This is a genomic window from Streptomyces sp. NPDC048434 (genome assembly GCF_043200375.1).
Taxonomy (GTDB): Bacteria; Actinomycetota; Actinomycetes; order Streptomycetales; family Streptomycetaceae; genus Streptomyces.
This window is the reverse complement of the sequence record NZ_JBICXQ010000001.1, coordinates 343755-367621: the sequence shown is the minus strand read 5'-3', so window position 1 is coordinate 367621 and position 23867 is coordinate 343755. Positions and strand designations below refer to the sequence as shown.

Below are 23867 nucleotides of genomic sequence, written 5' to 3'. Positions count from 1 at the left end.
CCATGGACGCACGCCCCACACTCCTCGTCATCGCCCACGGCAGCCGCGATCCGCGGCACGCGGCGACCGTCTCCGCGCTCTGTGCGCAGGTCCGGTCGCTGCGGCCGGGGCTGCGCGTCGAGGTCGGCTATCTCGACTTCAACGCGCCCCGGGTGCCGCGGGTGCTGGAGCGTCTGTCGGCCGAGGGGGTGCGGGAAGTGGTGGCGCTGCCGCTGCTGCTCACCCGCGCCTTCCACGCCAAGTCCGACATCCCGGCGGTACTGCGGGAGGCGGCCGCGCGGCTGCCCCTGCTGACCGTCCGCCAGGCCGAGGTGCTCGGCCCCTCCCCGCTGCTCACGGCCGCGCTGGAGCGCCGGCTGGAGGAGGCCGGGCTGCGGCCCGGCGACCGCCGCTCGACCGGAGTCGTACTGGCCTCGGCGGGCTCTTCGGACCCGGAGGCGATCGCAGTGATCGCTGAAATCGCGCGGGAGTGGCGGCACACCGCTGGCTGGTGTGCCGTGCGACCTGCGTTCGCCTCCGCATCTCTGCCCCGCACGGCCGACGCCGTGCGGGCCCTGCGCGCCGAGGGCATCGGCCGGGTGGCCGTGGCCCCGTACGTCATCGCCCCCGGCTTCCTCCCGGACCGCATCGCCGCCGGGGCCCGCGAGGCCGGCGCCGATGTCCTCGCCCCCGTGCTCGGCCCGGCGCCCGAGCTGGCCCGGCTGCTGCTGCGGCGCTACGACCGGTCGGTGCTGGACCGCGCCAGCGGGGACCTGGCGGCGCTGGTCGCCTGACGGGTCCCCGCGGCGCGGCGGGTCAGGCCGTCGTGGTGCGCAGCCAGACCGTCGTCCACGGCGGCAGCTCGTCGCCGGTGACCGGTGCGGAGGCCAGCAGCAGTTCGCCGGCCGGCAGCGGCCGGGGCTCGTCCGACAGGTTGGTCACGCACTCCCAGCCGCCCGAGCGGCGGAAGTGCAGCACCCCCGGGCCGGCCGTCGGCGCGTCGTCGGCCCATTCCAGCGCCTCGTCGGCCAGCAGCCGGCGGCGGGTGGCCAGTGCCGTGCGGTACAGCTCCAGAGGGGAGGACGCCACCCCCTGCTGTGCCTCGACGGACAGTTCGCCCCAGCCCGCCGGCTGCGGCAGCCAGGAACCCCCGCTGCCGAAGCCGTACGAGCTGCCCTCGCGCCGCCACGGCAGGGGCACCCGGCAGCCGTCCCGCCCCTTCAGCCGGCCTCCGCTACGGGTCCACACCGGGTCCTGGAGGCTGTCCCGGGAGAGGTCGGCGACCTCGGGCAGCCCCAGTTCCTCGCCCTGGTAGACGTAGCCGGAGCCGGGCAGCGCCAGCATCAGCAGGGTTGCGGCCAGCGCCCGGCGCAGCCCGGACTCCCGGTCCAGGACGGGCTCCTGTCCGTCGGAGAGCAGCCAGGCCTCCTCGTCGCGGCCGTCCGGAAGGCCGTACCGGGAGGCGTGCCGGATCACATCGTGGTTGGAGAGCACCCAGGTCGCGGTCGCCCCGGCCGCCCGCGCGTCGGCGAGTGCGGTGTCGATGGAGGCGCGCAGCTCCCCGGCGTGCAGCGAGGCCTTGAGGAAGTCGAAGTTGAAGGCCTGTCCGAGCTCCTGCGGGGTGGCGTACGCGGTACGGCGGGAGGTGCGTACCCATGCCTCGGCGACGGCGACCCGCGGCGGGTCGTACTCGTTGAAGACCTTGCGCCAGTCGCGGAAGATGTCGTGCACCTCGTCGCGGTCCCAGAACGGGTGGCTGCCGTCCTCGGGCAGGTCGCCGGGCTCATAGCCCTCGATGGTGCCGACGTCGCGAAGCGGTGCGGCCAGGTCCTTGGCCAGGCCGTGGGCCACATCGACCCGGAAGCCGTCGACACCGCGGTCGGACCAGAAGCGCAGGGTGTGCCGGAAGTCCGCGCGGACCTCGGGGTTGTCCCAGTTGAAGTCGGGCTGCTCGGGGGCGAAGAGGTGGAGGTACCACCAGCCGTCGGGCAGCCGGGTCCAGGCGGGGCCGCCGAAGCAGGAGATCCAGTCGGTGGGGGGCTCTTCGCCCAGCTCCCCCTTGCCCTCGCGGAAGACATAGCGCTCCCGTGCGGCGGACCCGGGCTCGGCGCGCAACGCCTCCTGGAACCAGCGGTGCTGGTCGGAGGAGTGGTTGGGCACGATGTCCACCATCACCTTGATGCCGAGGCGGTGCGCCTCGGCCACCATGGCGTCGAAGTCGTCGAGGGTGCCCAGCCGCGGGTCGACATCGCGGTAGTCGGCGACGTCATAGCCGCCGTCGGCCAGCTGCGAGGGGTAGAAGGGGCTCAGCCAGACGGCGTCCACACCCAGGTCGGCGAGGTAGGGCAGCCGGGAGGTCACACCGGGGAGGTCGCCGATGCCGTCGCCGTCGAAGTCGGCGAAGCTGCGCGGATACACCTGGTAGACGACGGCCTGCCGCCACCAGTCGGTGGTGTTGCGGTCGGAGCCGAGGTGCTGTGCGGTCACGTGGAGGCCTTTCGATACGAGAGCGGTCGCGTGACGGGGTACGGCGCGGTGTGGCGCCGGGTTCGGTCGGGTGCGGCGCGGGCGGCGGGCCCTCGGGGCGCCGGTCTCATCCCTTCACCGCCCCTGAGGTCATGCCCGAGACGATCGAGCGACGGAAGATCATGACCAGGACGCCGATGGGGACGGTGGCCGCCACGGCCCCCGCGAACAGCGTCCCGTAGGGGACCGTGTACTGGCTGGTGAACAGGGCGATGCCGACCGGAACGGTGCGGTGGCCGTCCTCGCTGTTGAAGGTCAGCGCCAGCAGGAACTCCGACCAGGTCGCGGTGAAGGTGAAGATTCCCGCGGTGAACAGCCCCGGCCGGGCCAGGGGGGCGATGACGGTCAGGACGGTACGCAGCGGGCCGGCACCGTCGACGGTTGCCGCCTCCTCCAGCTCACGGGGGATACCGATCAGATAGTTGCGCATGATCCAGATGGCGAACGGCAGATTCAGCGCGACATAGGGCACGATCAGGCCCGCATAGCTGTTGAGCAGCCCCAGTTGCCGCTCCAGCAGGAAGAGCGGTACGACGAGCGCGATCGGCGGGAAGACGGACAGCATCAGCAGCGCCGTCATGATGGCGCCGCGGCCCCGCAGCGGTGTGCGGGCCAGGGCATACCCGGCGAAGAAGGACAGCCCCAGCACGGCGACCGTGGAAACCGACGCCACCAGCACGCTGTTGAGCAGATAGCGGCCGATCCCGTTGCGGACGAAGGCCTCCGCGTAGTTGCCGAGCGTCGCCGCTTTCGGGACCAGGGTCGGCGGGGCGGCGCTGATCTCGCCCGGTCCCTTGAAGGAGGACGCGATCATCCAGTACAGCGGCAGCGCCGACAGCACGACGATCGCCAGACCGCCGAGGTTGACGGCGTTGACGTACCGGCGGATGCCGGACGCCGGTGCACGGCGGCTCATACCCGCCCCCCTTCGTCGGCCTGCGTCTTGAAGACCCGCAGGAAGAGCAGACAGCAGGTGATCACGATGACGGCGGTGGTGGTCGCCACCGCCGCGCCCCGGCCGATGGCGAGGTTTTGGAAGAGCGTTTTGTATCCGAGGATCGCCAGGGACTCGGTGGCGGTGCCCGGACCGCCCTGGGTCAGGACGAACGGCAGATCGAAGATGCCGAAGGCCTGCAGGATGCGGAAGAGGACGGCGATGGCGATGATCGGGCGCAGCTGCGGCAGGGTCACTTTCCAGAACGTCGTCCAGGTGCCGGCGCCGTCGATCTCCGCCGCCTCGTAGACGTCGCCGGGGATCAGCATCAGCCCGGCGAGGACGACAATGGCGACAAAGGGTGTGGTCTTCCAGACATCGACCACCACCATGGCGCCCATGGCGGAGGCCGGCTGCCCGAGGATGTCCGGCTGGCGGCCGAGGATCTGCTCGAAGAGCCAGGTCAGCCCGCCGTAGGTGCCGTTGAAGAGATATCCCCACAGCTGGGCGGCGACGACATTGATCAGGGCCCAGGGCAGCAGCAGGACGGCCAGGACCCAGCCACGGGCGGCCCCCAGCCGTTCCAGCACGAGCGCGGCCACGGTGCCCAGCACCAGTTCCAGCAGGACGGTGACGGCGGTGAACCCGAAGGTGAAGACGAGCGCCTGGCGCCATTCCGGGCTGCTCAGCACGGCGGCGTAATGGTCGCCCGTCAGGGAGAGGATGCGGAATCCGCCGTACTCCAGGCGGACATCGGCGAAGCTGAGCAGCAGCGAGAAGAGCACCGGGAAGACCGTCACGGCGGTGATGGTCAGCAGCGCCGGGGAGGCGAAGAACCAGCCGGTGCGCGCCCGGCGGCGGCCGCTCACCCGGGCCGGACCGCCGCCGCGCGGCGCCGGACCCGTCCGTGGGCCGGTCTGCTCGGAGGCCTGGGCCCGCGACGCGGTGGCGGAGGATGTCATGGCATTCACAGCGCCCTGCCTTCCAGCGCGGTCCGGATATCGGCGCGAGCCGCGCGCACGGCCTGGGCGGGCGTGGCCCGGCCGCCGATCACGGCGTTGGCCCTGGTGTAGAGCGCCTTGCTGACCTGGGGGTAGTACGGGGTCTGCACGGGCCGGGCGACCAGCCGTAGTTCGCGTACCCGGGTGAGCGTCGGATCGCCGACCGCGCGCGCCTCCGGCCGGGTCAGCACCTCTTCGAGCGCCGGAATCACCCCGGCGTGCTTCAGCAGGATCATCTGCGCCTCCTCACCGGCACAGAAGCGGGCAAAAGCGACAGCAGCTCCGAGGTGGCGGGAGTTGGGGTTGACGAAGTTGCTCCAGCCGCCGGCGCAGCTCACCCCGCGCGGGCCGCCGCCGGCGAAGCCGGGGCGGGGTGCGACGCCGACCCGGCCCGCCACCTTGGAGACCGAGCGGTCGGCCGCATTGCCCCAGGCGTACGACCAGTTGCGCAGAAAGACGCCGCGGCCGCCGGTGAACGCGTCCTGCGAGTCCGCTTCCACGTAGGTGGCGACCGTAGGGGGCGTGACGCCGGTCTCGGTGAACTCCCGCATCAGGGCGAAGGCCCGCTCCGCCCCCGCCCCGCTCAGCGCCACGCGGCCCGCACCGTCCAGTACGGGGGCCTCGGCGTCGGCCAGGAATTCGGCGACGTTGCAGGTCAGCGACTCCGATACGGACCCCTGCCAGAGAAATCCGTACGGGGCGTCCCCGGCCCGCTGGATGGTGCGCGCGGTGCGCAGCAGCTCTTCCCAGGTGCGGGGCACCGGTCGGCCGTGCTTGGCCAGCAGGTCCTTGCGGTAGTAGAGGAAAGCGCTGTCGGTGAAGAACGGCAGCGCGTACACGGCGCCGCGGTACTCACTGACCCGCCGCAGGGCCGCCGGGTAGTCCGTCCAGTAGCCCTTGGGCAGCAGCGTCTGCAGCGGCAGCGCAAGGGAGTTGGCGCCGAACTGGGCCGGCCAGGTGGTGTCGCCGAGATAGACGTCCGGGGTGGGTGAGCCGCCCGCGAGCTGCGTGGTGACCGCGGCGCGGTTGGCGTCGGTGGTGCTGAGGGCGTTCGACTTTCGGACATGGATGTTCGGATGGCGGCGCTCGAAGGCGCGGATGATCAGGTCGGCCACCACGGGGCCGTTCCGGGAGGGGATTTCGGACACCCACCAGGTGAGGGTGGCCGGGGTACGCGGGACGTGGGCGGCTTGGGTCAGCAGGGTGTCCAAGGGCTTGCCCGCGCAACCGCTGGTGAGCCCGACTCCGGCGGCGAGACCGCCCGCAAGCAGGGTTCTGCGGCTCAAGGCCATGAGTGCTCCTCACGTCTTGCCTGCCATCGATGACAGCGCTTGCAGGCTAAAAGCGGGCTTGTCGCCAGGTCAACGGCTGATGAACAACAGATTTCGCGAGAGGATCTTCTGGCAACGCTGTCATCGCCAATTTGTGCTAGCGTCCCCGCATGTCCTCAGCGCAGAGCGAGGCCACGATGGCCGATGTGGCCCATCGGGCGGGGGTTTCGGTGTCCACGGTCTCGCGCACCCTGCGCGGTCTGTCGACGGTCTCGGATCCGACGCGCGCCCGGGTGGAAGCGGCAGCCCGCGAACTCTCCTTCGCGATCACCCGCAGTGCCTCCAGCCTGGTCACCGGCCGCACCGGACGAGTCGCCGTACTGATGCCGGACCTGGCCTCGTGGTTTCTGAGCTCGGCACTGTCCGGCATGGCACCCGCGCTGCGCGAGGCGGGCCTCGATCTGCTGGTGTACAGCGTGACCGACGTGCACGAACGCGCCGATTTCTTCGACCGGTTGCCCGCCCGCCGCAACGCCGACGCCCTGCTCGTGGTGAGTTTCTCGCTCTCCCCCGCCGAACGCGCCCGCCTCGACGACCTGAGCATGCCCCTCGTCTTCGTCAGCCAGCACGCCCCGGGACGCCCCAGCGTCTACGTGGACGACGAGGACGCCGCCCTGCGCGGCACCCGTCATCTGGTCAACCTCGGGCACCGGCGGATCGCCTTTCTCCAGACGTCCGACACCACGGGCTTCGCCTGGAGCAGCAAGAACCGGCTCACCGGGCATCTGCGGGCGCTCACCGAAGCGGGGCTGGAGCACGATGACTCGCTCATCCTGAGCGTGCCGGGCTGGAAGGGCAACGGCATGGCCGCGGCCGTGGGGCGGCTGCTGAGCCTCCAGGAACCCCCGACCGCAATGTTCACCGAGACCGATGACATGGCCTTCCGGCTGCTGGCGGCCCTGCGGGAGGCCAACGTCCCGGTACCGGGGCGGGTTTCGGTGATGGGCTTCGACGACCACGTCATGGCGGGAGTCATGGGCCTGACGACACTGGCCCAGCCCGCCGTGGAAATCGGGCGCGCCGCCGTCCGCCTCACCCGCGCGGTGATCGACGACTCCGACGGCGCTCACGAGCGGCACATCGTGCTGCCGACCGAACTCGTCCCACGCGGAAGCACGGGGCCGCCGCCCGAGGGGAGTTAGGCCGGTGTCTTGCGGATCGGTGCGGTCCCGTGCCGATCCACAAGACATGCCTGCCGGACGCTGAGATCACGGATCTCGCTACGCGCTGCCGTCCCGCTCGCCGGAGCCGGCACCGGAGCCAGTGGCCGCGGGACCGTCCGCCCCCCTCGGGAGGAGCGCCGTCCGGAATCCCGTGGACCGGTGCGGTCCAGGGACCTCGTGGGCCGGGCCCCGGCACCGGATGGCAAAGCTGACCTAACTGACCTTGCTGACCACCGCTGACTCTTCACCAGCATCCCGTCCATCGACTGTCATAGGGACCGCACACCCACCGGTGCGGCCAGTGACGATCTGGGGGGAACTGATGCTGGACAGGAGTTACGTCGTGCCCTGGGGAAAGCGGGGCAGCATGTCGGCCGGCGCCGAGGCGGCCGTACTGACCGAGCTGACCCACGACAGCACACGCCTGCCGACGGGCAGCCGGCGCGAGGGGTTCGAGCGCTCCTTCGCCGAGACGGTCGGCAGCCGGCACGCGATCTCGGTGACCAGCGGCACGGTCGCCCTCCAACTCGCGGTCCGCCTGCTCGACCTGGCACCCGGCGACGAGGTGATCACCACCCCGCAGACCCATCGGGCCACCGTCCAGCCGCTGTCCGACCACGATGTACACGTCCGGTTCTGCGACATCGACCCGGCGACCCTCAACATCGACCCGGCCGCGCTGGAAGGGCTGATCACCCCGCGCACCAAGGCCCTGCTGCTGGTGCACTACGGCGGCTGCCCCGCCGAGATGGACACCATCATGGCGCTGGCGCGGCGCCACGGCGTCGTCGTGCTGGAGGACTGTGCGCATGCGCTGGGCGCCCGCTACCGCGGACGGAGTCCCGGGTCGCTGGCCGACCTCGCCACCTTCAGCCTCCGCAACGCCAAGAACGGCACCATGCCCGGCGAGGGCGGCCTGATCACCTGCGACCGGGACGACTGGGCCGAGCGCCTCCGCCTGCTGCGCACCGCGGACCGGGGGACCCGGACCGTGCGCACCGGGCCGGCTCGGCCGGGCGTGCTGCCGTGGACCCCGTACGACGGGCCCCTTCACCGCGGCTCCGTGCGGCGGCCCGGCAGCGACGCGACGATGCCGGAGGCGGTCGCGGCCCTCGGACAGGCCCAGCTCACCGGGCTGTGGGCCGCCGTCGGCCGGCGGCGCGCGCTCGCCGGGCGGCTGGACGAGGTGCTCACCCGCTACCCGTTCATCACGCCGCAGTCGGCGCCCGCGCACAGCGAGCACGCCTACCACCTCTACACCTGTTTCGCCGAGCGCCAGGAGCTGCGCGACCTGCTCGTCCTGGCCCTGGACCGCAGGGGCGTGGAGATCCAGCTGCGCTACTTCCCCCAGCATCTGCTGCCCCAGTGGCGGCACCGGGGACATCTGCGCGGTGAGTGCCCGGTCGCCGAACGCAGCTGGTTCGACCGGCACGTCAACCTCCCCTGCCATCCGCTGCTGACACCCTCTCAGGAGGACTATCTCGTCGAGGCGCTGGACGAGTCGCTGGCCGAGCTGAACGGCGGGACGCCGGCCCCGTTGGCGGTGTCGGCGACGGCCTGCGGACGGAAGTAGGGAGGAGAGCGGAAGGGAGCGGGAGAGGGAGGGAAGAAGGCCATGTCCCTGGGAAAGGCGTTACCGGGTGTGGTGGACGGCGTACCGTCCGGACCGGCCGGCGACGAGGCGCGGACGCATCTGCCGGCCGCGCCCGCGGCGGGCCGCGAGCCGGTGCCGCTGCAGATCAGCGCGCTGGACATGTCGGAGTCACCGCGGCTCGGAGGCTGCGACGAGGCGCACATCCGCACCCTCGCCGAGGCGGACCCGGACGGTCTGCCGCCGGTTCTCGTGCACCGCCCCACGATGCGGGTGCTCGACGGGATCCACCGGGTCCACGCGGTGATCCTGCGCGGCGGGTCCGAGATCAGCGCGGAGCTGTTCCACGGCACGGAGAAGGAAGGCTTCGTGCATGCCGTACGGTCCAACACCGCCCACGGGCTGCCGCTGTCCATGGAGGACCGCAAGGCCGCGGCGCTGCGCATCCTGCGGGACTACCCGTACTGCTCGGACCGTTCGCTGAGCGCCGTCGCCGGGCTGTCGGCGAAGACCATTGCCGCGCTGCGCGGGCGTTCGACCGCGCACGAGCCGCAGTCGAACGCAGCCCGGCTCGGGCGCGACGGGCGGGTCCGCCCGGCCAGCACGGCGGACGGCCGGCTGCTGGCCGGGCATCTGCTGCGCGAGAATCCCGGAGTGACCCTGCGGGAGGTCGCGCAGTGGGCGGGGATCTCCCTGGGCACCGCTCAGGACGTGAGCCGACGGCTGCGCAGCGGACAGGATCTGATCCCCGCACAGCAGCGGGGCATCGCCGCCGGCCGCCGCAGGCTGGAGGTGCACGGCCGCACCCGCGATGCCGAAGAGGGCGACACCTCTGCCGGAACCGCACCGCACACCCCCTCGCACGGCGCCGCCCGGAGCGCCTCCCCGCCCGACGCTCCGCAGCACGCATCCGCGCACGGCGGAGCGCCCCGGAACGGCACCCCGCACGCACTCGCTGCGCCCTCGCTGGCACGGCTGCCGTTCCTGCGGCAGGACCTCTCCCTGCGGTCCACGGACGCGGGACGCGCACTGCTGCGGCTGCTCATCGCGCAGGAGGCCGCGCTCGATGACGTCGAGCAACTCGCCAACGGGGTACCGGCCCACTGCGTCCCGGCACTGGCCGAGACGGCGAGCGCCTGTATGCGGCTGTGGGCGGAGTTCGCCGAGAGCCTGGCCCGCCGCGAGGGGACGGAGTGACCCGCGTCGGGCCAGGGGCACGGTCAGTCCGGGCGGGCCGCAAAGATCTGCTGGATGATGGTGACGAACTCGGCGGTGAGGGGGTGGGCGCCCTGCCGGGGGAAGGCGAGCTGCAGGGGAACGGGCGGGGCGTCCACCAGGCGGACGAAGACGACGGACGGATGGATGTGGCGGTCGGCGACGGATTCGGGGACGACTCCGACGCCATGGCCCGCGGCGACGGACTCCAGCCACTCGTCGAAGTTGGTGCAGGTGGCCGCCAGTCGGGGGCGGCGTTCGGCGGGCCAGTCCTCCAACCGGGTGGTACCGCTCACGGTGTTGATGACCAGCGGCAGTCCGGAGAGTTCGCTCCATCTGATCCGGTCCCGACGGGCCAGGGGGGAATGGACCGCCACGGCGGCGATGCGGTCCTCGTGCAGGAGGGTCACCGAGCGGATGCCGGGGGTGGTGACCGGCCCCCGCAGAATGGCGAGGTCGGCCTCCCCCCGGTCGAGGCCGGCCAGTGGCTCGTCCCTGCGTATCGGTACGACACGGGCGCGGGTGAGCTCGTGGAAACGGTCCATGGCCTCGTGGGCCCAGCCGGCGGGGAAGCCCCAGGTGAACCCGAGCCGCAGGACTTCGTCCGCCCGGTCGGGCCGCAAGGCCTCCTCCAACCGGGGTAAGAGCTGGGCGAGTTGACGGTAGAGCCGTTCACCGGCCGGCGTGAGGGTGACGCGGCGGGTGGTGCGCTCCAGGAGACGGACGCCAAGCTGCTCCTCCAGGCGCCTGAGATTCCTGCTCAGGCTCGGCTGGGAGAGATGCAGTCTGGCGGCGGCCCGGGTGAAGTGTTGTTCCTCGGCGATCGCCAAGAAGCCCCGTAAGTGGTGCAGTTCTATCCCCATATCCAGGAGCATACGAACCGAGGCGAGGACGGCCGAGAATCGGGGCACCCCGGCATCGGCCACCTCGCGCGTATTACCGCTGGTTAAGGGGAGACCGGAATGGGGATCCGGGCCGTTCGCGGACGGCGTGCGGTTCGCGTCTCCGGGAACCTCCGCATTCGTTGCGGGCAACGCCGGACCTCCTTCATTGCGGCAATGTCGGTTCGCTCCTTCAAGGGGATACGGCTCTCACTCGGGCCCCGGGCCGGGGGGCGAGGAGTAAGGGTATGAGAGGGCGGCATACATGAGAAATGACTTGACGCACCGATTCATTCATGGACGACATAAGTGCAGTTGATCCACCCTGCCGGGCGGAAAAAGTTGTAGCTGACAGCGAGTTGCGCGGTGCCGCCCATTCATACGCACCGGCTATGAGTGGGACGCGCTTGATATTTCACACGGCCGCAACCTCGTGGCTAGCCTTGTTGTGCGATCTGGAAGCGGCCTCATGCGGGCCGATTTCCGCCGTGACGGAAGCGAGTGGGGGACGTGATTCAACGTGCGAGCGCACACAGGCGGAATCTGCCGGAGAGTAAATATCCGACACCGGGCCGGGCCGGGATTCCCGGCATGCTCGCGGCCCTGGGCACCGGGCGCTTCCGCCGGCCGGTGACGATCACGCCGATCGCGGCCGGTGGGGGCCTTTCCCGGCGGTGCTCGGCGCTGGTCGCCGCGGCGATGACCGCCGCCGCCCGGCCCGTGCTCCCCGCCCGTACCCTTCGGCACCCCGCCCACGACGGCCACCGGACCGGCACCGGTTCCGCCGCCCCTGCCCCGCAGGCACCGGGCCGGCCGACGGTCCTCTCCTCTGCGCTGCTCGCCGCCGTCACCGCCGCCGTCACCGCGCCCTGCCGACCGGGCGGGCAATGTGCCGCCTCTCGCGTGGCCTTCGGCGCTCTGCCGGCCGTCGCACTCCGTCGATGTCAGTGCCCGGCCCCGCCCCTCACGGCCTGATCTCCCCTCCCGCTGTCCCGTTCACCGATTCCGCTCCAACCCCACCGGTTACCGACGGGCCGCTCCCCGTGCCCGTTTCCGCCGCCGTGCGACGGCGTACGGCCACCCAACTGCTTGGAGAGACGATGAAGACGACCCGTGAGATCGCGATTGTCGGCGCAGGACCGCGCGGACTGAGCGTGCTGGAGCGAATATGCGCGAACGCGCGAGGCGCCGCCGGGGACAGACCCGGCACGCTCGTCGTCCACCTCGTGGATCCCTGGCCGCCCGGCGGCGCGGTCTGGCGCACGGACCAACAGCCGGAACTCCTGATGAACACCGTGGCTTCCCAGGTCACCCTGTTCACCGACACGAGCCTGAGCTGCGCGGGTCCGGTGGAAAGCGGCCCGAGCCTGTACGAGTGGGCCCGCTTCGTGGTCGTCATGGAAGGCGTCGAGTCCTGCCCCGCGGACGTCGCCCTGGAGGCCGCGCGGCTCGGTCCCGACGACTACCCCACCCGCGCCTTCTACGGCCACTACCTGAGCTGGGTGTACCGGCGGCTGGTGGAGACCGCTCCACGGGGCGTCCGTGTGCGGTTCCGTCGGACGCGCGCGCTCAAGGTCACCGAGGACGACGCCGGGCAGCGCGTTCTGCTCGGCGACGGGGGTGAACTCACCGGCCTGGACGCCGTGGTGCTCGCCCTCGGCCACCTCCCGGCGGTCCCGTCCGGGGAGACCGAACGGCTGGAGAAGGGCGCGCGGGCCCGCCACCTGCGCTATCTGCCGCCCGCCAACCCCGCCGACGTCGACCTCGACGGCATCGAGCCGGGCGAGGCGGTGATCCTGCGCGGGCTGGGCCTGAACTTCTTCGACCACCTCGCCCGCCTCACCGCCGGCCGCGGCGGCACCTTCCACCGCGGCGAGGACGGGCGGCTGGCGTACCGGCCCTCGGGGAACGAACCCCGGCTCTTCGCCGGATCGCGCAGAGGGGTTCCGCACCACGCCCGCGGCGACAACCAGAAGGGGGCCGAGGGCCGGTACCTGCCGCGGCTGCTCACCCCCGCCCTCGCCGCCGAGCTCCACGAGCGGGGCGGGCTGCGCTTCCACACGGACCTGTGGCCGCTGATCAGCCGTGAGGTGGAGTCCGTCTACTACGCCACGCTCCTGCGGTGCCGCGGCCTTCCGGAGGAGGCCGAGCGACTGCGCGAGCGGATGCTCGCCATGGACGCCGACGGCGCCGACGGCAGGGCGTTACGGCAGACGCTGACGGCCGCGGGCATCGCCGAGCGGGACCGCTGGGACTGGCAGCGGCTGCTGGACCCGCTGGCGGGGCGGGAGTTCACCGGCCGTGCCGAGCTGGACGCGTGGATGCTGCACCGCCTGGACGAGGACGCGGCCCAGGCGGCGCTCGGCAATGTGCACGGTCCGCTGAAGGCCGCACTGGACGCGATGCGCGACCTGCGCAACGAGATCCGGCGGGCCATCGACCGCGACGGGCTGGACGGCGATGCGTACCGCACCGAGGTGCAGGGCTGGTACTCCCCGCTCAATGCCTTCCTCTCCATCGGACCGCCGCGCCGCCGCGTCGAAGAGCTGGCCGCGGTGGCCCGCGCCGGGGTACTCGGCTTCCTCGGCCCCCGCACCACGGTCCGTATGGACGCCGACGCCTTCGAGGCGTCCTCTCCCGCCGTGGGCGGTGGGCCGGTGCGCGCCCGCGTTCTGATCGAGGCGCGGCTGCCGGAGCCCGATGTCCGCACCGCGGACGACCCGCTGCTGCGCGGCCTGTTGGCCACCGGTCAGGCGTCCGGGTTCCGGCTGGCCGGAGCCGGCGGCGCACGGCACCACACGGGCGGTCTGCATGTCGGGCGCGACCACCGTCTGGTCGCCTCGGACGGCCGGCGGCATCCCGCGCGGTTCGCGCTCGGCATCCCCACCGAAGGCGTGCACTGGCTCACCGCCGCCGGCGCCCGGCCCGGGGTCGACTCGGTCATGCTGCGCGAGACGGACGCCGTCGCGCGGGCCGCGCTCGGGCTGCACGACGGAGCCCGCGGCGACCGCGGGCTGCGCGAGAGCCGTGGCGGGCGGGTCACGGCATGAGCAGACATCCGTCCGTGCCCACCCGGCCGGCTCCCGCCGTGGCCGTGGCCGTCCCGGGCGGCCCGCCGGAGCCGCGCCGCGACCTGGGCGCCGTCTGGCATGTGGCCGCGATGACCGTGCTCACCTCCACGCCCGTCTTCCTGCCCGGCGCCGCGCATGCCCTGATCGGGCGGGAACTGGGCTGGGGCGAGGGGCGTATGGGCCAGGTACTGGCCCTGTACTGGCTCGGTTCGCTCGGCGGCGCCTGGCGCAGCAGGCGCCACGAGTCCCCGGCTGCCGTGGAGACCACCCTCGCCGTCGCCCTGCTGGTCACCGCCGGCGCGCTGTCGGCGATGGCGGCCTGGCCGACGGCCGGGCTGTGGGCGGGCGCGCTGGCCGGCGGCGCGGCGTACGGCTACAGCCAGCCGCACACCAACCAGTTGCTGATGCGCCGGTGCGCACCGGGCATACGAGGGTTCGCGTTCGGCCTGAAGCAGGCCGCGGTGCCGGCCGCCACGCTGGTGTGCAGTGTGGCCGTCCCGCTGCTGGTGGTCCCGTTCGGCTGGCGGTCCGCCTTCTGTGTGGCGGCAGCTCTGTGTGTGCTGCACGGCGTGGTGTTGTGGCGCTCGCGTACCGCCGGTCCGGCGGGCGGCGCCGCGCCGCGCACGACCGCCCCGGCGCTGCGGCCGGACCGGCGGCTGCTGGCGCTGTCGGCCGCGGGCCTGTTCGGGGCGGTGGTCGGCAACAGCCTCGGCGGCTTCCTGCTGGTGACGCTGACGGACGGCGGTATGACCTACACCGCGGGCGCGTTGACCGTGGCGGCCGCCTCGGCGCTGACCATCGTGGTGCGTATCGCGGCGGGCCGGGGATCGGACACCGGGCGGGTGGCCGTCCGCCCCGTGCTGGCCCTGATGTTCGCCACGGGCCTGGCGGGGACGTGCCTGCTGGCCACCGGCGGGACGGGCCCGCAGATCGTCGGGGCGCTGCTGGCCTACGCGGGCGGCTGGGGCTGGGCGGGGGTGCTGCACTACGCGGCCGCCCTCGCCTTCCCCGGCCGGGAGAACCGGGCCACGGCGTGGACACAGATGGGGGTCTCGCTCGGGGCGATGGCGGGGCCGCTGCTGTTCGGGTTCTGCTACCAGGTGGTCGGGGCCGCCGCCTGGTGGCCGGTGTCGGCGGCGGGCGGGTGCGCCTTCGTCGCCGTGCTGGTGGCCCGGCGGCCGGACCGCGTCACGCGGCGAGGATCGACTGAGACATACGGAGGAGACCGATGACCACGGATCCGACCCTGGCGCGGCTGGACCGGCCGCAGGTGAACGAGGACTTGGAGGAGCTCTACCAACTGGCCGCGCGTATCCAGGTGTTACGGGTGCGGGACGGGGCGGAGCGGCTCGGCTGGAGCGCTCCGCGGGTGACCGAAGCGGCCCGCCGGCTGGTGGAGACCGGGCTGCTGCAGCCGCTGCACGGGGACGAGCCGGCGTATGTGGCGGTGGCACCACGCGCCGCGGCGTCGCGGCTGCTGGTACCGCTGCATTCACAGATCGCGCTGATCGAGCAGCGCTCGGAGGAGATCCGGGCCGAGCTCGCGGCCTTCCAGGAGGTGCACGACCAGGCGTTGCGGGAGGCGGAGCACGAGCAGGCGTTCCGGACGCTGACCGGCACGGACGCCATTGCCGAGGAGCTGGCGGTGGCCTCGGCCAACTGCCGGCACGAGGTGCTGTCCGCGCAGCCGGGCGGTGGCGGGGCGGCCGACGGACCGTGGCGCCTGTGGGAGCCGGATGTCGCGGTCGCGGTGCGCGGGGTGCGGTTGCGGGCGGTGTTCCAGCACACCGCGCGCTTCAGCCGGCCGACGAAGGAGTACCTGACGTTGGTGACGCAGTACGGCGGCGAGGTACGCACCCTCGGCGAGGTCTTCGAGCGGATGACGGTGTTCGACCGGGAGGTGGCGTTCATCCCCGCCCAGGACAGTGCGGAGCGGGCGGTGGTGATCCGGCAGCCGGGCGTGGTCCAGTTCCTGACCGGCGTCTTCGAGCGGAGCTGGCTGGCCGCCCGGCCGTTCGAGAGCCACAACCGGGCGACGGAGGTCAGCCGGCTGGTCTCCGGTGTGCGGATGTCGATCCTGCGGCTGCTCGCCGAAGGGGAGACGGACGACGCCATCGCCCGGCAGGTGGGGCTGAGTGTCCGGACCTGCCGCAGCCATATCGCCAAGATCTACGAGGAGTTCGGTGCCCGCAGCCGTTTCCACCTCGGCGTACTCATCGCCGGCTCGGGCCTGCTGGACGCCGAGCGGGCAGCCTGCTGAGCGGCAGGTGCGGGCCGGAGAGCCGAGGGGGCGTATGACGTACTCGATTAGGATGCGGCCATGACCGCCCCGGACTCCCCGACCACCCCGGCAGCCCACCGCCCGGACCCCGAACTGGGCTTTCCGGCTCCGGGGGAGGTCCTGCACCGGCTGCGGACCCAGCGGGGGATGTCGCTGCGTCAGGTGGCGGCCGAATGCCGCCTTTCGGTCTCGTTCCTGGCGGCGCTGGAGCGGGGCGAGACCGATATCGCGCTGGAGCGACTGGGCCGGCTGGCGAAGGTGTTCGGGCACAACGTGGGGTCGTTCCTCGGCTTCTCGCCCGGTCAGGCCGCGCCGTCGCTGTTCCCGTTCGGTGAACAGTCGGTGATCGAGCGGGCGCCCGGCATCAGCTACCGGGTGCTGCGCGCACCGGAGTTGGGATACCAGGTGGTCCAGGGGGACTTCGCGCCGCACAGCGCGCTGGGCGAGGACCTTCAGCACGAGGGCACGGACCTGATCATCGTGACCGAGGGCACCTTGGTGACCCGGTACAACGGCGTCGACCACACCCTGCGGACCGGGGACTGCGCGCGCTGGTCGGCGGGGTATCCGCACTCGTTCCGCAACGACACCGACCAGCCAGCGCGGATGGTCGCGCTGCTCTTCTCCAGCCTTTACTGACGGCTTCGTTCCCGGACGCGGGACCCGCCGGTGGTGAGCCGGGGCACCTGAGGGTGCCCCGGCTCTCTCGTGTGCCGTCCCGGTGCTGCAACTTCCTGCAACGGGAGGCGTCTTCATTGAGAGTGAACCTTATTCTGCACTAGCGTGCTTTTTAACGCACACGCCGCTCCGGCGGACCTCGCGAGTCGCACCAAGAGATCGGGACGCGCCATGCAGCTGAATCCCACCGAAACCTCCCCACCCACCGCTCCGCCCCCGGCCGCGAGCGGGGCCGCAACCGCGGCACGCGCCGGCGGCCGAGGCGCCGACCTGTGGGCCCGCATCGCCCTGGTACTGGTGTGGAGTTCGGGCTTCATCTCCGGCAAGCTCGGCCTGCGCCACTCCGCCCCCTACACCTTCGCGGCCCTGCGCTTCGCCATCGCCGGGGCGATTCTGCTGGTGATCGCCCTGGTCAGCCGGCGCGCGTTACCCCGCGGCCGGCTGCTGGCGCATCTGGCCGTCGCCGGTGTCCTGGTGCAGGGCGTCCAGTTCTCCAGCATCTACGTCGGCATGGACCTCGGCGTCCCGTCCGGTCTCGCCGCACTGATCATCGCGCTCTATCCGCTGACGGCCTCGCTGATCGCCGTTCCCGTCCTGCACGAGCGCGTCACCCGCGGCCAGTGCCTCGGCCTGGTGCTGGGGCTCGGCGGGGTCGCACTCGCGGTCAGCGAGGGGCTCCACTTCGACGGTGACTACCTCGTCGGGCTCGGCTTCCTCGTCCTGGCGCTCCTGGGCATCTCGGCCGGCACCGTCTACCAGAAGCGGTTCTGCCAGGGCATGGATCCGGTCTCCGGCAACGCCGTACAGCTGCTGGCCGCCGCCGTCGTCGCGCTGCTGCCCGCCCTGCTCGCGGAGGGTTTCGACGCCACCTTCACCGCCGGCTACTGGCCGGTGCTGCTGTGGGCGGCGCTCGTCAACTCCATCGTCGGCGTCGGCCTGCTCTACGGGCTCCTGCAACGGCACGGCACCAGCCAGGTGAGCAGCCTCTTCTACCTGGTGCCCATGGTCACGGCCGGCTTCGCCGCCCTGCTGCTCGACCAGCATCTCGGCCCGCTGACCCTGGGCGGGCTGGTCCTGGCCACCGCGGGCACCCTGCTCGCCGGCCGGGTACGGAGCTGACGCCGTGCCACCCACGGACACCCGCAGGACACGTACGGGGTGCCGGACCACCCGGCCCGGCACCCCGCCGGCTCCCACCGGGAGCGCAGCCGCCTCCCGTCTTCGCGGGTGGCAGGGCCTAACGGCCGAACTCGGCCAGGATGTCCTCGATGTCGGCGGCGCAGTCCCCGCAGCCGGTGTTGGCCTCCGTCGCCGCGCGTACCTCCTCCAGGTCGGCGGCGCCCGCCTCGACGGCGGCCACCACCTCACCCTCCGGAACCCTTGCGCACAGGCACAGCAGCTGTTCCGACTCCATCACGCCCCCTCGCCCGGTTCCGGTTCGGCCAGGCGGTGGACCAGCTCGGGGCGCTCCGGGCGCTCGCGCAGCTCCGCCCGGCGGATCTTGCCCGAAGCCGTGAGCGGCAGCTCCGTGGTGAACTCCAGCAGCCGCACCCACTTCTCCCGGGGCAGCTGTGCCACCGCGTCGGCGAAGACGGCCCGCGCCGTTTCCGCGTCGGGTGCGAGCCCCTGCGCGGGCACGACGTACACCTTCGGCTCCCACAGTCCGACCGGGTGCGGCACCGCCACCACCGCGGCGTGCCCGACCGACGCACTGCGCAGCAGGGCGCGTTCCAGCTCCAGCGGGGAGATGCGGTGATCGAAGGACTTGAACATGTCGTCCGTGCGCCCCACGTAGGCGTAACTGCCGTCCTCGTGCCGGACCACCAGGTCGCCCGTGTGGTAGACGCCGTCCTTGAACGCCGAGGCGGTCTTGGCCTCGTCACCGGCGTAACCGGTCATCATGCCCGCCGGGGCGGGCGACAGGCTCACGCACAGCTCACCGGGTGTCCCGTCGGGCACCTCGTCGCCCGACTCCTGGTCGACGAGGAGGAGTTCGTAGCCCGGCAGCGCCCAGCCCATCCGGCCGGGGGTGACGGTGCGGCCCGGCGGGTTGCCGATCTGGGCGGTGGTCTCGGTCTGGCCGAAGCCGTCCCGTACGGACAGATCCCACGCCTCGTGCACGGCGTTGTAGAGGGCGGGCTCCAGGGACTCGCCGACGGCGGCGGCCTCCCGAAGCACCGGCGGCCGTTCGCCCAGGCCCTCCTGGATCATGCCGCGCCACACGGTGGGCGGGGCACACAGCGTGGTGATCTCCCGGGTCCGCAGGGCGGCCAGGACGTCCGCCGGCCGCGGCCGGGGCGTGGCCAGGGCCAGCGCCGTGGCCTCGGCGTTCCACGGCACGAAGAAGGAGCTCCAGGCGTGCTTGGCCCAGCCGGGCGCGGAGACGTTGAGATGGCAGTCGCCGGGCCGTACGCCGTTCCAGTACATGCCCGAGAGATGGCCCACGGGGTAGCTGAGGTGGGTGTGGGCGACCATCTTCGGCCGCGAGGTCGTGCCGGAGGTGAAATAGCGGAACAGCGGGTCGTCGGCCCCCGTCCAGCCGTCCGGGGTGAAGACGGTGCCGGCCTGGAGCGAGGTGTCGAACGGAAGCCAGCCGGCCGCCCGGCCGCCGACGGCGACGCGCGTCCAGGCACCGGGTATGCCGGCGAACCGCGGCACCGCCTCCGCCTCGGCGATGACGTGCCGGATCTCCGCGCGTTCGATCCGGTCGGCGAGGTCGAAGGAGGTGGTCGTGGTGTAGGTGGGGACGACGACGGCACCGAGCTTGATGGCGGCCAGCAGCGTCTCCCACAGCTCCACCCGGTTGTGCAGCACCAGCAGGAGGTGATCACCCCGGCGCACCCCCAGGTCGTGCAGCCAGCAGGCCACCTGGTCGGACCGGCGGGACATGGCCTCGTAGGAGACCTCGGTGTCCGCGGAGCCGTCGTCGGCCGGGCCCAGGATGCGCAGCGCCGGTGCCGGGTTGCCGTCGGCGATCACATCGAACCAGTCCAGGGCCCAGTTGAACCGGTCCAACTGCGGCCAGGAGAAGGCCCGGTGGGCGGCCTCCAGATCCTCCCGGTTGTCCAGCAGCACGTCGCGGGCCTTGCGGAAGGCGAGGGTCGCCGCGGTCTCATGTCGGGTCATGCTCATCGGGCCTTTCACGTTCGGGGGGAGGGACGTGCGGGGCGGCGGTCACCGCACGGAGGCGGGTTCCGGGACAGCCGGCGCCACGTCCACGGCGGCGCCGGCCGGCTCCCCGTCGGCCCGGGGCAGCAGTTCGGCCGCCACGGCGTCGGCGACCTTGACGAAGTCCGTCTCCAGGCCCGGACGCCCGTTGCCGATCTGGGTGAACCAGCGCACGTGCTCGGTGGGGACGCCCAGGGCGTACAGGCCCGGGTGCAGCCGGCCGTTGGCGTCGATGACGCGGAAGGATCCCCGGGCGATGTCCAGGCCGCCGGTCGCGAACTCCTCCTCGGTGACCGGGTCCTCGTTGACGAACTCCCGGATCAGCCCCTCGGCGAGCAGCTGCCGGGTGAGCTGCGAGGCGTCCCGTGGCAGGTCCGGGGTGGGGATACGGGCGTCGATGAGCACGTCGGCGTACCGCAGGGACCCTTCGACCTGCGGGGAGCGGACCGTGAAGCGTCCGGTCTCCTCGTCCCGGCCGAACTCGGTCGCGGGGCCCGCCACTTCGGCCAGTCCCCCGTCCATCAGCGCCAGCAGCTGCTCGATACGGGCCATCGGCGGGCCCGCCGACAGCAACGCGTTGACCGGTACGTAGCGGCCGCGGAACGCGGAGGCGTACGACGCGGGCGCCAGGCCGCCGTAGTCCACCGAGGCCCGGAGGATGCCGCGCAGATCGCGCAGCGTGTCCAGGGCGGCCTTCAGCGGTCCGTCGACGGTGCCCAGCGACGCCTCCTCCAGGTCGCGCCGCATGACACCGGTCAGGCGCCGTCGCCAGGCCTCCGGATCCGCGAAGTGCTCGCCGGTGAAGGGCCGGGCCAGACTCCACAGGTCCAGCGGCGGCACGTCCTCCACGCCCGCCTCCTTGACGGCCCGGAGACCGTCCTCGCCGGCGAGCACTTCCTCGGCATGCCGAGCGGCGAACCGCTCGGCCGCCTCCGCTCCGTGGCGGTGGCGCACGTGCCCGGTGTAGTAGACGTGCTCGACCTCGTGGAGCACCAGCGGCAGCAGGTCCGCGGCGAAGTCGAGACGGTCGCTGCCGGTGGCTCGTTCCTGGCGCTGCCGCGCGTGGGCGACGGCCTGCGGGGTCAGGAAGAGCGCCTGGTGGACGTGGTGCGGGGCCTTCTGGTTACGGCCGCGCGCCGGGATCGGCAGCCCGCTGCGGGAGCCGGCCACGATGTGCGGCTCCCGGCCGCTGGGCTCGTAGCGCAGCCGACCGTCGCCGTCGCGCACGAACCGGCCGCCGCGGCCCTCGGTCAGCGACATCAGCACGTCGTAGAAGGACAGGCCCAGGCCGCGGACGGCGACGGTGGACCCGGGCGGCACGGTGCCGTCCAGGTCCATGTCGGCGGCCGAGTCCCCCGAGATGTAGTGGGTGTCGGGGCGGTAGGCCGCGAAGGCGGCCATCGTCCGGTCGAAGGTGTCGGGGGTGTTCGTCGGGTGGCCGGTGGCGAGGACGACCTTGTCGGCGCCGAGCGTCCGCAGCGAGTCCAGCGTCACCTGGTAGCGGCCGAAGTGGTCGGGGCGCACCGAGGTGACCCGGCCGCGCACCGGTATCAGCCGTACGTGCGGGGGCAGTTCGTCGGTGAGGGTGCGGTAGACGAACCGCAGGTAGCGGCCGTAGTCGAGGCGGGAGGCGAAGTCGTCGGGGCCGTGCCCGGACGTGGGCCGCACCTCCTCGGGGGCCTGGTCGTGCAGCCACTGACCGAGCGAGGGGCCGGCGCCGGGCCGCGGACGGCCGCCGTCGGGGCCGCCGGAGAACATCGTGACCTGCCCGATGACGGTGTTCATGGCGAACCAACGGTCCTGGTCGGTACGCCAGATACGGCCGGCGCCGACCTCCACCGCGTCGATGGCGTAGACCGTGACGGGCCGTCGGTCGGCGGGCGCCGCGTCGCGCAGGCGCACGGCGAGCCGTTCGAGGACCGCGATACCACGCGGTCCGGTGCCGACGACCGCGATGGTGTGCGGGGCGGGCGACGGTACCTGAGCTGTGTTCACAGCGCTCTCCTTGGATCACGTGAGGTGAGGGGTTCGTGAGGGAGTTGGTCGCCCCGCGTCCAGTCGAGGGCAGCGCAGTCGAAGGCCGCCTGGATGTGCGAGAGCATCCCCAGCAGGTCATCGGCGCGCAGCCGCGCGGGGCCCGGTGGGGCGGCGGGGCGTATCGGCATCGAGCCGACGGTGAGCCACCGCAGGCGCCCGTCGCCGTCGATGTAGCTGCGGGCGCGCTGGGCGTTGTCCGCGTGCAGGCAGTACGGGACGTCCAGGTAGCCGCGCGCGAACGCCGCGGTCAGCGCCCGGCCCACGTCGGGGTCGAGTTCGAGTACGGCCTCGACGAGCGCGCGGGCCTCGTCGTAGACACCGTCGTCGGGGGCCGGTGCCGGCTGGTGCAGTCCCTCGGCGCGCGCCAGACGGGCGGTACGGGCCGCCTCCTCCAGGGACCTGACGTTGTCCTCGACGGTGGGTATCCGGTGCGCCTCGGCGGTGGTCTTGACGATCAGCCGCTCGGCTCCGGTGCGCACCGCCAGACGCGCGCTGTGGCGCAGCAGTGCGAGCGCGCCCGGCTCGGTCCGGGGGAAGACGCCCATGTACGTGTAGAGCACGACGTGCCACCGGGTGTCGCCGAGCAGTTCCCCGGCCAGGCGGCGCAGCGCGGCGACGGCGGCGGTGTCCTGGTCGAAGTCCGTCTGCTGGGCGTAGCTGAGCGAGATGTCGCACAGCCCGTGCTGCCGGAAGAAGAGCCCCTCCAGCAGGGAGAGGGCCACCAGCAGGGAGGGCGGGCACAGCTGTCCCAGCATGCAGCCGCCGAAGCTCTCCAGATGGGCGGTGGACGAGCGTTCGGCGAGCAGTTCGCAGCAGCGCGCCCAGGCTTCGACGGACGCCTGCAGGGGGGTGCGGCTGTAGGGCAGGCAGTACGAGACGGGGCCGCCCTCGGTCGCGTCCAGTCCGGCGTCCAGGAGCGTGGTGAAGATGTCCAGCGGGAGGGGGGAACCGTGGCGTACCTGGACGGCGAAGGAGCCGAGTCCGCACAGCAGTTGGCGGGTGGTCCCCGGCCCATGGGTGACGAGCGGGTAGCCGTTGAGGTCCTCGCCGGCGTTCAGCGCGCGGCGCGCGGCGGCGTGGTCGCCGACCCGGGTGTAGCTGTCCAGCGTGATGGTGCCGACGGTGTGCGCCTGTGCCCGGCGGACGGCCGTCAGTCCGGTGCGCATGGCCTCCGGCGCGCAAAAGCCCATCCGGGGCTGCACCACCAGCTCGCCGGCCCGTCGCGCCCGGTCCACGACCTGGCCGAAGGGGAGCGCCGCGGGTGCGGACGCGGGTGCCGGGCGGCCGGTGCCGACGACGCTCATTGTCCGCCCGCCGCAAGCACCACGGGCGACTTCGCGGAGCCGACGTACCGGCGGAAGTCCCCGACACCGGCGTCGTCCTCGAAGACGGCGGTGAATCCGGCGGCGATCAGCTCCGGGCCGTACGTACCCGCGGCGGCGCCCTTGGTCCCTAGCTTGCCGCCGATGACGACGGGCAGGGCGGCCAGGTCCGGTTCGGCACGCAGCCGGCCGATCAGCCGCCGTCCGTCGATGGCCCCGTGGCCGTTGACGCTGCTGACGACGACGAGATCGGGCTCGAAGCGGCGGCACTCGGCGATCAGGAGGTCGTCCGGCACACAGGCACCGATGTTGTGCACCTGGTGGCCCAATTCCTCCAGCAGCAACTGAAGGTAGACCAAATTCCAGGTATGCGAGTCGGAGGAGACACTGGAAACAAGAACACGGCGTCCCGCTGCCGGTATCGCTGCTGCCTGGTCAGGTATGACCTCAGGCGAAGTCATGAGGTTCTCTCCCGTGAAATGAGGGCATGTTCCGGCTCGCCGAGCTTACGCATGCACCCCCCACCCACCGCGCCCTCAGTTTCCTGCAATGCAGGTAAGTGACCGGGCCAAAGGGTGGTGACGGCTCAGGCTTTCCCGTGAGAATCGAAGGGCAGCCCCACCGAAACACACCCGCCCCGAAGAGCCGGACCGTCAACTCTCCGGCGGGCCTTCACCGAAAACACAGGG

General features: G+C 72.4%; 19 protein-coding genes. 9 read left to right on the top strand and 10 right to left on the bottom strand.

Features of this window, described 5'->3' with window-relative positions; all coding sequences use genetic code 11:
• Nucleotides 1-2 precede the first annotated feature (2 nt).
• Nucleotides 3-773 carry a sirohydrochlorin chelatase gene (locus ACGFWI_RS01700; protein WP_393903886.1) on the top strand — a complete coding sequence of 257 codons (771 nt, stop codon included), beginning with the start codon at nucleotides 3-5 and terminating at the stop codon, nucleotides 771-773.
• 22 nt (nucleotides 774-795) lie between these two features.
• Here the strand turns inward: ACGFWI_RS01700 and ACGFWI_RS01695 are convergent, their stop codons facing one another.
• The 4 genes from ACGFWI_RS01695 to ACGFWI_RS01680 form a co-directional block, all read right to left on the bottom strand.
• Nucleotides 796-2466 carry a glycoside hydrolase family 13 protein gene (locus ACGFWI_RS01695; RefSeq protein ID WP_393903885.1) on the bottom strand — a complete coding sequence of 557 codons (1671 nt, stop codon included), beginning with the start codon at nucleotides 2464-2466 and terminating at the stop codon, nucleotides 796-798.
• Nucleotides 2467-2572: 106 nt separating this feature from the next.
• A complete protein-coding gene (locus ACGFWI_RS01690) occupies nucleotides 2573-3421 on the bottom strand; it encodes a carbohydrate ABC transporter permease (RefSeq protein WP_393903884.1) in 849 nt (282 codons plus the stop codon).
• Complete coding sequence (locus ACGFWI_RS01685) at nucleotides 3418-4401, bottom strand: carbohydrate ABC transporter permease (RefSeq protein ID WP_393903883.1); 984 nt, start codon at nucleotides 4399-4401, stop codon at nucleotides 3418-3420. Before ACGFWI_RS01685 ends, ACGFWI_RS01690 begins: the two co-directional genes overlap by 4 nt.
• Before the next feature lie 5 nt (nucleotides 4402-4406).
• Nucleotides 4407-5732 carry an ABC transporter substrate-binding protein gene (locus tag ACGFWI_RS01680; RefSeq protein WP_393903882.1) on the bottom strand — a complete coding sequence of 442 codons (1326 nt, stop codon included), beginning with the start codon at nucleotides 5730-5732 and terminating at the stop codon, nucleotides 4407-4409.
• A 149-nt stretch (nucleotides 5733-5881) separates the two neighbouring features.
• Between ACGFWI_RS01680 and ACGFWI_RS01675 the strand changes: the two genes are divergently transcribed.
• From ACGFWI_RS01675 to ACGFWI_RS01665, 3 genes are all read left to right on the top strand, one after another.
• Entirely contained in the window at nucleotides 5882-6913 is a 1032-nt protein-coding gene (locus tag ACGFWI_RS01675; RefSeq protein WP_393903881.1) for a LacI family DNA-binding transcriptional regulator, read from the top strand.
• Between the two features lie 343 nt (nucleotides 6914-7256).
• Nucleotides 7257-8507, top strand: coding sequence for a DegT/DnrJ/EryC1/StrS family aminotransferase (locus tag ACGFWI_RS01670; RefSeq protein ID WP_393903996.1), 1251 nt, complete (start codon nucleotides 7257-7259; stop codon nucleotides 8505-8507).
• A 42-nt stretch (nucleotides 8508-8549) separates the two neighbouring features.
• On the top strand, nucleotides 8550-9722 hold the full coding sequence (locus ACGFWI_RS01665; protein WP_393903880.1) for a hypothetical protein: 1173 nt from the start codon (nucleotides 8550-8552) through the stop codon (nucleotides 9720-9722).
• 23 nt (nucleotides 9723-9745) lie between these two features.
• Here the strand turns inward: ACGFWI_RS01665 and ACGFWI_RS01660 are convergent, their stop codons facing one another.
• On the bottom strand, nucleotides 9746-10603 hold the full coding sequence (locus ACGFWI_RS01660; protein WP_393903879.1) for a LysR family transcriptional regulator: 858 nt from the start codon (nucleotides 10601-10603) through the stop codon (nucleotides 9746-9748).
• Nucleotides 10604-11721: 1118 nt separating this feature from the next.
• On the opposite strand from ACGFWI_RS01660, the gene ACGFWI_RS01655 reads away from it, so the two are divergent.
• The 5 genes from ACGFWI_RS01655 (at nucleotide 11722) to ACGFWI_RS01635 (ending at nucleotide 17770) form a co-directional block, all read left to right on the top strand.
• On the top strand, nucleotides 11722-13671 hold the full coding sequence (locus tag ACGFWI_RS01655; protein ID WP_393903878.1) for an FAD/NAD(P)-binding protein: 1950 nt from the start codon (nucleotides 11722-11724) through the stop codon (nucleotides 13669-13671).
• A complete protein-coding gene (locus tag ACGFWI_RS01650) occupies nucleotides 13668-14924 on the top strand; it encodes an MFS transporter (protein ID WP_393903877.1) in 1257 nt (418 codons plus the stop codon). Before ACGFWI_RS01655 ends, ACGFWI_RS01650 begins: the two co-directional genes overlap by 4 nt.
• The gene (locus ACGFWI_RS01645; RefSeq protein ID WP_393903876.1) at nucleotides 14921-15952 is read left to right on the top strand and encodes a LuxR C-terminal-related transcriptional regulator; all 1032 of its coding nucleotides are present in this window, start codon (nucleotides 14921-14923) and stop codon (nucleotides 15950-15952) included. Before ACGFWI_RS01650 ends, ACGFWI_RS01645 begins: the two co-directional genes overlap by 4 nt.
• Before the next feature lie 60 nt (nucleotides 15953-16012).
• Nucleotides 16013-16612 carry a cupin domain-containing protein gene (locus ACGFWI_RS01640; RefSeq protein WP_393903875.1) on the top strand — a complete coding sequence of 200 codons (600 nt, stop codon included), beginning with the start codon at nucleotides 16013-16015 and terminating at the stop codon, nucleotides 16610-16612.
• Nucleotides 16613-16822: 210 nt separating this feature from the next.
• Entirely contained in the window at nucleotides 16823-17770 is a 948-nt protein-coding gene (locus tag ACGFWI_RS01635) for a DMT family transporter (protein WP_393903874.1), read from the top strand.
• 118 nt (nucleotides 17771-17888) lie between these two features.
• Here the strand turns inward: ACGFWI_RS01635 and ACGFWI_RS01630 are convergent, their stop codons facing one another.
• The 5 genes from ACGFWI_RS01630 to ACGFWI_RS01610 are packed head-to-tail and all read right to left on the bottom strand — an operon-like array spanning nucleotide 17889 to nucleotide 23639.
• On the bottom strand, nucleotides 17889-18065 hold the full coding sequence (locus tag ACGFWI_RS01630; RefSeq protein WP_380922405.1) for a (2Fe-2S)-binding protein: 177 nt from the start codon (nucleotides 18063-18065) through the stop codon (nucleotides 17889-17891).
• A complete protein-coding gene (locus ACGFWI_RS01625; protein WP_393903873.1) occupies nucleotides 18065-19777 on the bottom strand; it encodes an AMP-binding protein in 1713 nt (570 codons plus the stop codon). The genes ACGFWI_RS01630 and ACGFWI_RS01625 overlap by 1 nt, the downstream gene beginning before the upstream one ends.
• 48 nt (nucleotides 19778-19825) lie before the next feature.
• Nucleotides 19826-21814, bottom strand: coding sequence for an FAD/NAD(P)-binding protein (locus ACGFWI_RS01620; RefSeq protein WP_393903872.1), 1989 nt, complete (start codon nucleotides 21812-21814; stop codon nucleotides 19826-19828).
• Complete coding sequence (locus tag ACGFWI_RS01615) at nucleotides 21811-23160, bottom strand: methylaspartate mutase (RefSeq protein ID WP_393903871.1); 1350 nt, start codon at nucleotides 23158-23160, stop codon at nucleotides 21811-21813. The genes ACGFWI_RS01620 and ACGFWI_RS01615 overlap by 4 nt, the downstream gene beginning before the upstream one ends.
• On the bottom strand, nucleotides 23157-23639 hold the full coding sequence (locus ACGFWI_RS01610; protein ID WP_393903870.1) for a cobalamin B12-binding domain-containing protein: 483 nt from the start codon (nucleotides 23637-23639) through the stop codon (nucleotides 23157-23159). The genes ACGFWI_RS01615 and ACGFWI_RS01610 overlap by 4 nt, the downstream gene beginning before the upstream one ends.
• Nucleotides 23640-23867 lie beyond the last annotated feature (228 nt).